General features: G+C 35.7%; 10 protein-coding genes. 7 read left to right on the top strand and 3 right to left on the bottom strand.

Translation table 11 applies throughout. From position 1 onward, the window contains the following. Window positions 1-107 precede the first annotated feature (107 nt). From hutU to OZP08_RS07470, 7 genes are all read left to right on the top strand, one after another. Window positions 108-2,090, top strand: a complete 1,983-nt coding sequence (gene hutU, locus OZP08_RS07500; protein WP_281323364.1) for a urocanate hydratase — start codon at window positions 108-110, stop codon at window positions 2,088-2,090. Window positions 2,091-2,164: 74 nt separating this feature from the next. After that, a complete protein-coding gene (locus OZP08_RS07495) occupies window positions 2,165-2,734 on the top strand; it encodes a DUF4136 domain-containing protein (protein WP_268849008.1) in 570 nt (189 codons plus the stop codon). A gap of 341 nt (window positions 2,735-3,075) precedes the next feature. Further along, window positions 3,076-3,516, top strand: coding sequence for an ACT domain-containing protein (locus tag OZP08_RS07490; RefSeq protein WP_268849007.1), 441 nt, complete (start codon window positions 3,076-3,078; stop codon window positions 3,514-3,516). 31 nt (window positions 3,517-3,547) lie between these two features. Then, window positions 3,548-4,792 carry a threonine ammonia-lyase IlvA gene (gene ilvA / locus OZP08_RS07485; RefSeq protein ID WP_281323363.1) on the top strand — a complete coding sequence of 415 codons (1,245 nt, stop codon included), beginning with the start codon at window positions 3,548-3,550 and terminating at the stop codon, window positions 4,790-4,792. A 74-nt stretch (window positions 4,793-4,866) separates the two neighbouring features. Then, window positions 4,867-5,259, top strand: coding sequence for a group III truncated hemoglobin (locus OZP08_RS07480; protein WP_268849006.1), 393 nt, complete (start codon window positions 4,867-4,869; stop codon window positions 5,257-5,259). Between the two features lie 209 nt (window positions 5,260-5,468). Continuing rightward, the gene (budA, locus tag OZP08_RS07475; RefSeq protein ID WP_268849005.1) at window positions 5,469-6,248 is read left to right on the top strand and encodes an acetolactate decarboxylase; all 780 of its coding nucleotides are present in this window, start codon (window positions 5,469-5,471) and stop codon (window positions 6,246-6,248) included. Between the two features lie 70 nt (window positions 6,249-6,318). After that, complete coding sequence (locus OZP08_RS07470) at window positions 6,319-8,082, top strand: aromatic amino acid hydroxylase (protein ID WP_268849004.1); 1,764 nt, start codon at window positions 6,319-6,321, stop codon at window positions 8,080-8,082. A 78-nt stretch (window positions 8,083-8,160) separates the two neighbouring features. Here the strand turns inward: OZP08_RS07470 and OZP08_RS07465 are convergent, their stop codons facing one another. The 3 genes from OZP08_RS07465 to alaS all read right to left on the bottom strand — a co-directional run bounded on the left by OZP08_RS07465 (window position 8,161) and on the right by alaS (window position 12,732). Beyond that, entirely contained in the window at window positions 8,161-8,781 is a 621-nt protein-coding gene (locus tag OZP08_RS07465; RefSeq protein ID WP_268849003.1) for a DUF4230 domain-containing protein, read from the bottom strand. Between the two features lie 2 nt (window positions 8,782-8,783). Further along, a complete protein-coding gene (locus tag OZP08_RS07460) occupies window positions 8,784-9,725 on the bottom strand; it encodes a GSCFA domain-containing protein (RefSeq protein WP_281323362.1) in 942 nt (313 codons plus the stop codon). 376 nt (window positions 9,726-10,101) lie between these two features. Further along, on the bottom strand, window positions 10,102-12,732 hold the full coding sequence (alaS, locus tag OZP08_RS07455; protein WP_281323361.1) for an alanine--tRNA ligase: 2,631 nt from the start codon (window positions 12,730-12,732) through the stop codon (window positions 10,102-10,104). Window positions 12,733-12,921 lie beyond the last annotated feature (189 nt).

Here is a 12,921-nt window from a genome sequence, read left to right as displayed (position 1 = left end):
AAAAAATCTAAAATTATATACAACAAACAAAGATTAACAGCTGTGCATTATTGAGTTTATAAAATTCTAATAATCCAACAATCTGAAAATCTAAAAATCTAAAAAAGATGACTTTTCAAGAACAAATACAACAAGGAATCCCTTCTATATTACCGCAACCAAAACCGTATGAAGCTAACATAAACCATGCTCCAAAACGGAAAGAAATCTTGTCTGACGACGAGAAAAAACTAGCACTTCGCAATGCTTTGCGCTATTTTGACCCGAAGCACCATGCTGAGCTAATTCCAGAATTTCGCAACGAACTGGAAACTTACGGCCGTATTTACATGTACCGTTTGCGCCCTGATTATAAAATGTATGCCCGCCCAATCTCTGAATATCCTGGAAAAAGCGAACAAGCCAAAGCCATTATGTTGATGATTCAGAACAATCTGGATTATGCAGTAGCGCAACATCCGCATGAATTGATTACCTATGGAGGAAACGGTGCTGTTTTCTCTAACTGGGCACAATATTTATTGACGATGAAATACTTATCGGAAATGACCGATGAGCAAACTTTGACAATGTATTCTGGGCACCCAATGGGATTGTTTCCTTCTCACAAAGAAGCACCAAGAGTTGTGGTTACTAACGGAATGGTGATCCCAAATTATTCTCAACCTGATGATTGGGAAAAAATGAATGCTTTGGGCGTTTCCCAATACGGGCAAATGACTGCGGGAAGTTACATGTACATAGGCCCACAAGGAATTGTACATGGAACTACAATTACGGTTCTTAATGGTTTTAGAAAAATAAAACGCAGTCCAAAAGGAGGATTATTCGTGACTTCTGGATTGGGAGGAATGAGTGGTGCACAACCCAAAGCGGGAAATATTGCAGGTTGTATCACGGTTTGTGCAGAGGTAAATCCAAAAATTACCCACATTCGCCACAGTCAAGGTTGGATCAATGAAGTTGTTGAGAACATTGACGATTTAGTACAACGAGTAACTTTGGCGAAAGCCAATAACGAAACCGTTTCTATAGCTTACCTTGGGAATGTGGTAGATGTTTGGGAACGATTTGATGAAGAAAACCTTTATATTGATTTGGGTTCTGACCAAACTTCGCTTCACAATCCGTGGGCTGGTGGTTATTATCCAGTTGGAATTTCATTTGAAGAAGCAAATGACATGATGGCGAACAACCCTGAATTATTCAAGGAAAAAGTACAGGAAACTTTGCGTCGCCACACAACCGCTATCAACAAACATACAGCCAAAGGAACGTATTTCTTTGATTATGGAAATGCATTTTTACTAGAAGCCTCTCGTGCTGGTGCAGATGTTATGGCCGAAAATAATATTGATTTTAGATACCCAAGTTATGTGCAAGACATTATGGGGCCAATGTGCTTTGATTATGGATTTGGTCCATTCCGTTGGGTTTGTACCTCTGGAAAGCCTGAAGATTTAGCCAAAACTGATGCTATTGCCTGTCAAGTATTAGAAGAAATGGCTCAAACAGCTCCTGCCGAAATTCAGCAGCAAATGCAGGATAATATTCAGTGGATAAAAGGCGCACAAGAAAATAAATTGGTTGTGGGATCTCAAGCCAGAATCTTATATGCCGATGCCGAAGGTCGTGTAAAAATTGCCGAAGCTTTTAATCAGGCTATTGCCAAAGGTGAGATTGGAGCAGTTGTTTTAGGTCGTGATCACCATGATGTTTCCGGAACCGATTCACCTTATAGAGAAACCTCTAATATTTATGATGGTTCACGATTTACAGCAGATATGGCTATTCAAAACGTGATTGGCGATAGTTTCCGTGGTGCAACCTGGGTTTCTATACACAATGGTGGTGGTGTAGGATGGGGAGAGGTAATCAACGGTGGTTTTGGTATGGTTCTTGATGGTACAAAAGAAGCTTCAAGACGCTTAGCTTCTATGCTTTTTTGGGATGTCAATAACGGAATTTCAAGACGCAGTTGGGCTAGAAACGAAGGAGCTGTTTTTGCAATAAAACGAGCTATGGAGGTAGAACCTTTATTAAAAGTAACCCTTCCAAACCTTGTTGACGAAACGTTATTTTTAACTTAAAGTAGCCGCTTTGTAAGGCATTCTAAGCGAAATTTCGTAACTTTATTCAAGTCTAAACCTATAAAAGCATTGTCATGAAATCAATTCAATCACTATTAGTACTACTGTTTTTTACATTAGCTTCATGCTCTTCGATAACCGTGAGTGCTGATTATGATAAAACCGTAGATTTCACGAAATACAAAACTTTTGCTTATATGAAAGAAGGAATCAATAAGCTTGAAATTTCAGATTTGGATAAAAGAAGAATTTTGCGTGCTGTAGACGAGCAAATGCTAGCCAAAGGATTTGTTAAAAGCGACAATCCTGATTTTTTAGTTAATATTTTCACCAAATCATATGAAGACGTAAGTGTTTATTCCGGTTGGGGATATGGCTGGGGTTATGGTTGGGGATACGGCTATTATCCTTATTATGGATATGGCGGATATCCTTATGTAAGCTCATCTATTCAAGGTGCATTATATATTGACTTTATTGATGCTAAAAAGAATGAATTGTTCTGGCAAGGAATAGGAAATGGTTATTTGACACAAGATGTCAATAAGAAAGAAGAACGAATCAAAGAATTTGCCACTCAAATTTTAGCTCAATATCCTCCAGTAATAGCTCAAAATAAAGAAAAATCAGAAAAGAAAAATTAATTTATTGCTTTGATTACTAAAAAATCTATACATTTGCAGCCTAAACAAGAGAAATGAAGCACTTAATTAACATCATCATTGCTATTATTATAATTATCATTCGATAATTATGGCGAGGTGATATATAAATAAGTAATCAATATACAATTTATGAAACCTCCCACATCGGGAGGTTTTTTATTTTAAACAAATATGAAAAACATAACAACAATTATTATAATAGTAATTATCATTATTCGTTTCACATGACGAGTCAGGATTCTATTTTCTAATAAAGCCTTTCTCTGTCAAAATAGAGAAAGGCTTTATTTTTTTTTAAAACCAAAACAAACCATTCAGTAATGAAACAAGAATTTACAATAACACTTTTCAGTGAAAAACAGGAAGGACTAATCAATAAAGTAGCTCTTATTTTGACTCGAAGAAAAATAAGTATAAACAGCTTCTCGGTATTTTTTTGCAAAACAGTAAATTTATATCGTTTTACGATTACACTTATTGAAACAGAATTAGCAGTTCAAAACATAGTATATCAAATGGAAAAAGTCATTGAAGTTTTTAAATGTTATTTACAGACTGAAGCTGAGCTTTCTACTCACCAAATTCTGCTGTTAAAATTTCCGAATTCTGACGAAAAAGAAAAACAAGTCACATCAATTATCAATTCCTTTCCAATTATTCGAGAAACTGATTATTGCGTTTATACCAGTAAAACAAACAACGAAACAATCCAACTATTAGCCACTAAAATAGCCGAATTAGAACCAATGAATTCCTTATAATTCAAAATTATAAATTCCAAAAACTAAAAAAATGACTTTATTTACAGCAATACAACAAGCACAAAAGCAATTAGAAAATGTAGTTCCCACTACTCCCCTGATTGAAAACCTAAATTTATCCGAAGAATTTGGAGCAACTGTTTTACTAAAACGCGAAGACCTACAAGTCGTTCGATCCTACAAAATAAGAGGAGCTTATAACAAAATTAGTTCCTTAACAGATCCCGAAAAAGAAAGCGGAATCGTATGTGCCAGTGCTGGGAATCATGCGCAAGGCGTTGCTTTTTCTTGCCACCTTTTGAAAATAATGGGTAAAATTTACATGCCAAAAACTACCCCAAAACAAAAAGTCAAACAAGTACAGTTGTTTGGAAAAAAATATGTAGAAATTGTATTGACTGGCGATACCTTTGATGATGCTTACGCAAAAGCGGTAGCAGATGCCAAACAAAACAACAAAGCATTTATCCATCCTTTTGATGATTTAAAAGTCATTGCGGGTCAAGGAACAGTTGGTTTAGAAATTCTGGATACTTATAAAGAACCAATCGATTATGTATTTGTACCTATTGGTGGTGGCGGATTGGCTTCCGGGCTTTCGACTGTATTCAAACACCTGAGTCCTACTACCAAAATTATTGGTATAGAACCACTAGGCGCCCCTTCGATGAAAACATCAATTGCCAATAACAAAAACACGGCATTAGATACTATCGATAAGTTTGTAGATGGAGCGGCTGTAAAACAAGTTGGCGACCTGACTTTTGAAATTTGCCAAAAAAACCTGGATGACATCATACTAGTTCCTGAAGGTAAAGTATGCACCTCAATATTGCGTCTGTACAATGAAGAAGCTATGGTAGTAGAACCCGCAGGAGCATTGACCATAGCCGCATTAGATTTTTATAAAGAACAAATAAAAGGCAAAACGGTAGTTTGCATTGTAAGCGGTAGCAACAATGATATCGAAAGAACTGCCGAAATCAAAGAACGTTCTTTGCTCTATGAAGGATTAATGCACTATTTCATGATCCAGTTTCCGCAACGTCCCGGAGCATTAAAAGAGTTTGTAAACGACATCTTAGGTCCAGATGATGACATTACTTATTTTCAGTTTGCCAAAAAGAATAGTCGCGAAGTAGGATCGGTAGTTGTTGGGTTAGAATTGAAGAATCCAAATGACATTCATGCCATCAAAAACAATATGAATACCAAAGGATTTGAATACCAATATCTCAACGAAAGACATGATCTGTTCACCCAACTAATAGGATAAATTAACAGATCTTTTTCTGTCGATTTTCTAATTATAGCCTATCTTTGAATAGGCTATTTTTATTCCCAAAAACAATGACAAATAAAGACATTACAAATATAGAAGACATTAAATTATTGGTAGATACTTTCTACTCAAATGTGCGAAAAGACGAACTTATTGGTTCTATTTTTGACGAGAAAATTGGCGATCGTTGGCCAGAGCATCTGGAAAAAATGTACCGCTTTTGGCAAACTGTACTCCTTGATGAACACACGTATTCTGGAAGCCCTTTCCCGCCTCACAAACAACTACCGGTAGAGAAAGAACATTTTACACGATGGATGGAAATTTTCACCAATACCGTAGATAGTTTGTTTGTAGGATCACTTGCTGAAGAAGCCAAATTAAGAGGTCAAAATATGGCAGTAATGTTCAATCATAAAATTGAGTATTTCAGGCATGAAGCAAAACACCCTCTTTTGTAAAGTTTTAAAATGACAAACTATTAATTTTTCTTCATAAGATCAAAATTTAAATTGGCCACAGATTTACAGATTATAAATTTTTTAAAATCTATGAATTTGTGGCTTTTTCATTTCCTAAAATAACAACAAAAATTCCTACTGTTAGTAAAGCCGCTACATTATTCAAAACCATTGTATTACTTTTGCTACACTAACAAAACCAAATTACAATGACCAACACTTTAAAAACCATCGGATTTATATGCATTGCACTTTCTTTTTTTAAGAGTAATGCCCAAAAAGACAAAAACACAGCTGTATATCAATACGCCACGATCAATGCCTTAATGGAGGGCGGTTTTGATGGCGATATGACTCTAGCGGCATTACAAAAGAAAGGGAGTTTCGGAATTGGTACTTTTAATGAATTAGACGGTGAAATGATTGGGTTTGACAATCATTTTTTTCAAATCAAATCAGATGGGAAAGCCTACGCTGTAACTGCTTCACAAAAAACACCTTTTGCAGTGGTGGCAAATTTTGCAAAAGACAAAACCGCTACTATTTCACAAGCATTAAACCTACAAAAACTCTACACTTTGTTAGACAGTTTATCTCCCAATAAAAATTTATATGTGGGATATAAAATCAAAATAAAATGCCAAACTCTAAAAACCAGAAGTGTCCCTAAACAAGCTAAGCCCTATCCATTGTTGATTGATGCTGCAAAAAATCAATCTGTTTTTGATTTGGGAACCATTTCCGGAACACTTGTTGGCTTTCGATTTCCGGAATACATGAAAGGCTTGAATGTTCCCGGTTATCATTTTCATTTTCTTTCGGATGATAAAAAAACTGGTGGGCACGTATTGGATTTATCGGGCACTAATTTTGAAATCGAAATAGACACTATGGATGATTTTGAATTACACATTCCTGATAATGAAGATTTCAACAAACTAAATTTAGCCAAAACGAAAGCAGAAGATTTAGAGAAAGTCGAAAAATAATTTCTATTGCAAAAGTATTTTTTCGCTTCTTAAAATTGTAATTTTGTACATAAACTATATCGATTTCGTCATGAACACAAACATAGAAAGCAATCCCTTATTAGAAAGATTGCCCAAGCATTTAAAACAATTCATCAAACCACAGGATTACAGTGACTACACTCCTATCAATCAAGCGGTTTGGCGATATGTAATGCGCAAAAACGTGAATTATCTTTCGAAAGTAGCACATAGTTCCTATCTAGAAGGTTTGAAAAAAACAGGGATTGAAGTAGACCATATTCCGAGTATGTATGGTATGAACCGCATACTAAGCGAAATTGGTTGGGCTGCAGTAGCCGTAGATGGTTTTATCCCACCAAATGCTTTTATGGAATTTCAAGCCTATAACGTTTTGGTTATAGCATCAGACATTCGTCAACTCGAACATATAGAATACACTCCAGCGCCAGATATCATTCACGAAGGTGCTGGTCACGCTCCTATTATTGCGAATCCAGAATATGCGGAATACCTACGCCGTTTTGGAGAAATAGGTTGCAAAGCCATTTCTTCGCATAAAGATTACGAAATGTACGAAGCCATTCGTTTACTTTCTATTTTGAAAGAAGCAGAAGACACACCGCAAGCTGAAATTGAAGCTGCCGAAAAAGCAGTGGAAGACTTACAAAACAATATGGGTGAATTATCCGAAATGGCCCAAATTAGAAACCTACACTGGTGGACAGTAGAATACGGGTTGATTGGAACTATTGAAAACCCAAAAATATATGGTGCCGGATTATTGTCCTCTATAGGGGAAAGCGCTTGGTGCATGACTGACAATGTAAAGAAAATCCCTTATGGTTTTGGGGCAGTAAATCAAAGTTTTGATATTACAAAATTGCAACCTCAACTATATGTTACTCCAGATTTTGCTTACTTGAGCTTGATTCTGGAAGAGTTTGCCAACACTATGGCTTTACGCACCGGTGGACTGTCTGGAATAAACAAATTAATTCATTCTAAAGCTTTAGGAACTGCTGAATTGAGTACCGGCTTACAGATTTCGGGAATATTCACGAATGTTATTGAAGAAGACGGAAGACCAATTTACTTTCAAACCACAGGAAAAACAGCTTTATCCTATCGTGAAAAAGAACTGGTTGGACATGGAACCAGCACACATCCGGAAGGTTTTGGAAGCCCGATAGGAAAACTAAAAGGAATCAATTTAGCCATCGAAGACATGAGTCCAAGAGACTTAAAAGCATATGGCGTTTATGAAGGTCAAACTGCTACTTTAGAATTTGAAGGTAACATAACCGTTGTTGGAGAAATCATTACTGGTAAAAGAAACCTACACGGTGAGATTATTTTAATTTCTTTTAAAAATTGTACAGTAACACACGGAGACACTATATTGTTCCAACCAGAATGGGGGAATTACGATATGGCTGTTGGTAAAAAACTGGTTTCGGCATTTTCTGGTCCAGCCGATGTGAATAGCTTCGATCTAATTTCACATGTTCCTTCTAGCAAAACCATTAAAGCTAAACATACTGCCGAAAGAGACGACTTAGAAGTATTATACCAAACCGTTAGAAGCATTCGTGAATCTAATGATACAACGACTTCCCTAGAAGCTATTTTTACTAAACTACAAAACAATCATCCTAAAGATTGGTTATTAGCTGTAGAAATTGTTGAACTTTTAAATACCAGAAACGAGCCAGAGTTAATGCAACAAGTGATGTTACATTTGGAAAATCTAAAAAAACAACGTCCAGAAATCAAAAAATTAATTTCAAACGGTTTGGAATTGATTTTCGAGAATGAAGAAACGACACATTAAAATCACAAACACAAATTTCACTAATTGACACGAATAATTAATTTGTGATAATTAGTGAAATTTGTGTTTAAATTATCCTTATAATTTCAAATCCTGTTGTAATTCTTTTTCGTTTGTGATATTTTTCCCCTCGTATTGCAGTTTCCAGCCCATTGTATTCGTTAGAATTAAAATCTTGGAGAGTTCGCTTATCAGGCGGTTTTGGGCATTGGATTTCAACGAAGACTTTTCTATTTTCTTAGCCAAATTAGCCTTTACTGATTTATTGATTTTATTGTAATCATCGCCAGTAAATGGATTCATCTGGCTTTGTTCTACATCATAAAACTTGATGTCTGGACTTATCTTTATTTCTTCTTTCGGAATACTTAAAATCGTGATGGTTTTGTTCGCTTCATCAATATCGTATTTCATTTGATGCAAATCATAAGATACTGTAACATCTGCATTGACAATTACAAGTGCTTTTTTCTCAAAAGAAAGCATATCCATCATGTATTTCTGTTGGTTTTTATAAGTCACAACTTCGGAGAAATGTCCTTCGGTAACCACCAATTTACCCACATTAACAATTTGTTGCTGGATTAAATTGGTATTATAATCTAATGATGAATCATCCCCTTTCTTGAACTCACAAAATTTGAATGCCAAAATTATTGCCACTACAATTGCTGCTCCAACTAAAACTCTCTTTAACATACTTAAAATTTCATAAATGAATACTGAGCCACTAATGTAGCTATTTTCAATCGAAGATTAGACTCAAATTTTTTATGACTCTCCGAATTTGGATTAAACGGGCGGTGTTGTGACCCTTTTTGAATTCCTTCAACAGCATCCATTGTTGAATAAGATGTTTCCGAAATAGTAGATTCCTTAAATCGCTCCCAAATATAATCTATAGCCACTTGACTTGGATGCATCATATCCTCGGCATAGAAACGATAATCGCGAAGTTCATCCATCATTATTTCGTAAGAAGGGAAATAGATTATAGATTCCTTTAAAACATGATAAGTAGCTGTAATCAAATGTGATTTACTGACTTGATTTTCTACAAAGCCATCTTTAAGGTGACGCACTGGTGAAACAGTAAAAATGAAATTACAATTAGAATTTATAGATTGAATTAAACGGATTGTATTTTCGATACTTTCCTGAATTACTCGAACAGTAAGCAATTCTTTAGAAAATTGTTTTTGAGGCACTTTATGGCAATTAGCCACTAAAACATCTCTTTCAATATTTCGATACACCCAGGAAGTTCCATACGTAATAATAATATGGCTTGCTTCCTGCAATTGCTTTTTGGTTTCCACCAAAGTTTGATTCAGATTCGTCAATAATTCATCTTTATCTGAATGACTTAAATCCGAATGCACCTCAAAACAATGCCAACGTTCGTTATGAAAAAAAATATCTTCCTCAGTAAATAAAACGTCATTAACCACTCTATCCATAATTTTCTCGATAGAAACCGGATTAAAAATAATCCCGAATGGATTAATAGTACTTTGAAATTTAAAATACTGAAATTTATCTCCCATATTCTCAGCAAAGCAAGAACCCAACGAGACAATCTTGGAGTTGTAGTCTATGGGATTGGGATTTTTTGAGATATCTATTTTGGTTGTAAAATTCATAGTTATTCTTTCTAAAGCTGAAATTTCAGGCAAAGTCTTTTGTCTCGCAAAGGCGCTAAGTCGCAAAGAAAAATACTAATCTTAGCGCCTTTGCGATACAAATTTAGTAAAATCTTCGCGAGAAATCCCGCAAAAACAGAGCAGTGTAAAAGCTAAAGATTGTTTACAATTCTTGTAATTCCATTTTTTATTAATGATTCATTGAAATTAATCAACAACAATTTTAGAAATCTCATTCTCAGTCATCTTTTTTTAATCAATATACTAAAAATCTCGCAAAGTCGTAAAGAAACAAAAATGTGATCACTAATTTTCACACATACACTTTGCGTCTTCGCGCCTTTGCGAGACAATATTATAGAAAACTCAGCGGGGACTACTTCACAAACTCAACCGCTTTAGCCAAAGCCTCTGCAATTCCGTCTGCATTTTTACCTCCTGCAGTAGCAAAGAAAGGCTGTCCTCCTCCTCCACCTTGGATGTATTTACCTAATTCACGAACCACCTGGCCCGCGTTTAATTTTTTATCAGCTACTAATTCTTTTGATATATAGCAAGATAACATTGGTTTTCCTCCATCCGCAGTAGCCAACACCAAGAATAAATTATCGCCTAATGCACCCAATTCATACGCCAGATCTTTAGCTCCTTCCGGATTCAAATCTACTTGCTTAGCGAGGAACTGAATTCCATTAATCTCTTGCAATTCCTTAGCCAACTCCCCTTTCATATTCTTGGCTTTATCTTTCAATAAAGCTTCTAATTGTTTTTTAAGCGAAGTATTTTCGTCTTGCATTGCCTGAATGGCTTTTACAGGATCTACGGCATTTTTCAGCACTTCTTTTATTTCATAAAACGAAAGCAATTGTGATTCAAAAAAATCTTTAGCTGCTTCGCTGGTTATTGCTTCAATACGTCTGATTCCTGCTGCAACTGCTCCTTCTGATACAATCTTGAAATGCCAAATATCACTTGTGTTCGGAACGTGAGTTCCTCCGCACAATTCTACCGAATCACCAAATTTAATCATTCGAACCAAGTCACCATATTTCTCACCAAACAAGGCGATTGCACCTTCCTGCAACGCTTGGTCTTTTGGAATTCCTCTTTTTTCTACCAAAGGTAAACTCTCACGGATTCTTGCATTCACAAAATCCTCTACTTCTTTAAGTTCATCATCAGTTACTTTAGAGAAATGAGAAAAGTCAAAACGCAAAGAAGCACTACGTACCATCGATCCTTTTTGCTCAATATGAGTTCCCAATATCTTTCTTAATCCTTGGTGCAACAAGTGAGTTGCCGAGTGATTCGAAGATGTTTTTGCTCTCTGGATTCCATCCACAACAGCTACAAAACTATCGGTTAAATTATCAGGAAGCGATTTAGCAAGATGTATCGTTTGGTTGTTTTCTTTTTTAGTATCAATCACATAGATAATATCACCGTTTGAAGCTTCCAGATATCCTTTATCTCCCGTTTGTCCACCGCTTTCTCCATAAAATGGCGTAGCGTTGAAAACCAATTGATAAATTTCACCATCTTTCACACTATCTACTCTACGGTATTTTGTGATTTTTACATTGTGTTTCAATCGATCGTAACCTACAAATTCCTGAACGTCATCTTCAACCAAAACATTCCAGTCTCCAGCGGTAACTTTAGAAGCTGCACGAGAACGTTCCTTTTGCAATTGCAATTGTTCCTGGAATCCTTTTTCATCCAATTCCAATCCTTTTTCAGACAGAATCAAAGCCGTTAAGTCAATTGGAAAACCATAAGTATCATATAATTCAAATGCTTTTTTACCATCAATTACAGTACCAGAATTGGTATTAATAACAGCATCCAACAACACTAATCCTTGATCTAGAGTTCTCAAGAAAGAACTTTCTTCCTCACGAATCACATTTGAACACAATGCTTTTTGCGAACGAATCTCTGGAAAAGAACCACCCATTTGTGCGCTCAGAGTGTCAACCAATCGGTATATGAAAGGCTCTTTTGTGTTCAAGAATGTAAAACCGTAACGAATAGCACGACGTAAAATTCTACGAATTACATAACCAGCTCCCGTGTTTGATGGCAACTGACCATCTGCAATAGCAAAAGCCACCGCACGAACGTGATCTGCAATTACACGAATTGCAATATTTATTTTTTCCTCAGCTTCGTCTTTTGCTTTAACAGTATATTTAGTTCCGGTAATCGTTTCGATTTCTCTGATTAGCGGAGTGAAAACATCAGTATCGTAATTAGACTGAACTCCTTGCAAAACCATACAAAGACGCTCAAATCCCATACCTGTATCTACGTGTTGTGCTGGCAATTTTTCTAGAGAACCATCGGCTTTACGATTGAATTCCATAAATACATTGTTCCAAATCTCAACCACATGTGGGTGATCGTTATTCACCAAATCCTTACCGGAAACCAGTGCTTTTTCTTCAGCAGAACGAATATCAACGTGAATTTCAGAACAAGGTCCGCAAGGTCCCTGATCACCCATTTCCCAGAAATTATCTTTTTTGTTACCAAGAATAATTCGGTCTTCATCTATTAATTCCTTCCAAATATCCCAAGCTTCCTGATCGAAAGGCACATTCTCATCTGGATTTCCTTCAAAAACGGAAACGTAAAGAATGTCTTTTGGAATTTTATACACCTCAGTCAATAATTCCCAAGCCCAGTGAATCGCTTCTTTCTTGAAATAATCACCAAAAGACCAGTTCCCCAACATCTCAAACATTGTGTGATGATACGTATCAATCCCTACTTCCTCCAAGTCATTATGCTTTCCGGAAACACGAAGACATTTTTGTGTATCGGCAATTCTATTACTTTTTGGAGTTCCGTGACCTAGAAAATATTCTTTAAACTGTGCCATCCCTGAGTTGTTAAACATCAAGGTTGGATCATCCTTAAGAACAATCGGAGCCGATGGAACAATTAAATGCCCTTTACTTTCAAAAAAATCTAAAAATTGTTTACGTACGTCTTGTGATTTCATTTTGCTGTATATTCAGTAATTTGTGAATTATTTTTTATTAAATTTCTAAGATGCTAAGTTTCTGAGAGTCTAGATAACTTAGAATCTTGAAAACTTAGAATCTTAAAAAAAAAGAGCAGAACAACTGAAACATTTATTAAATTTGTTCGACTTACCTTTAACGAATTTGCAAAAATAGGGTATTTTAAA

The sequence above is a fragment of the Flavobacterium aestivum genome (assembly GCF_026870175.2).
GTDB classification, from domain to species: Bacteria; Bacteroidota; Bacteroidia; order Flavobacteriales; family Flavobacteriaceae; genus Flavobacterium; species Flavobacterium aestivum.
This window is presented reverse-complemented; position numbering and strand designations above follow the sequence as displayed.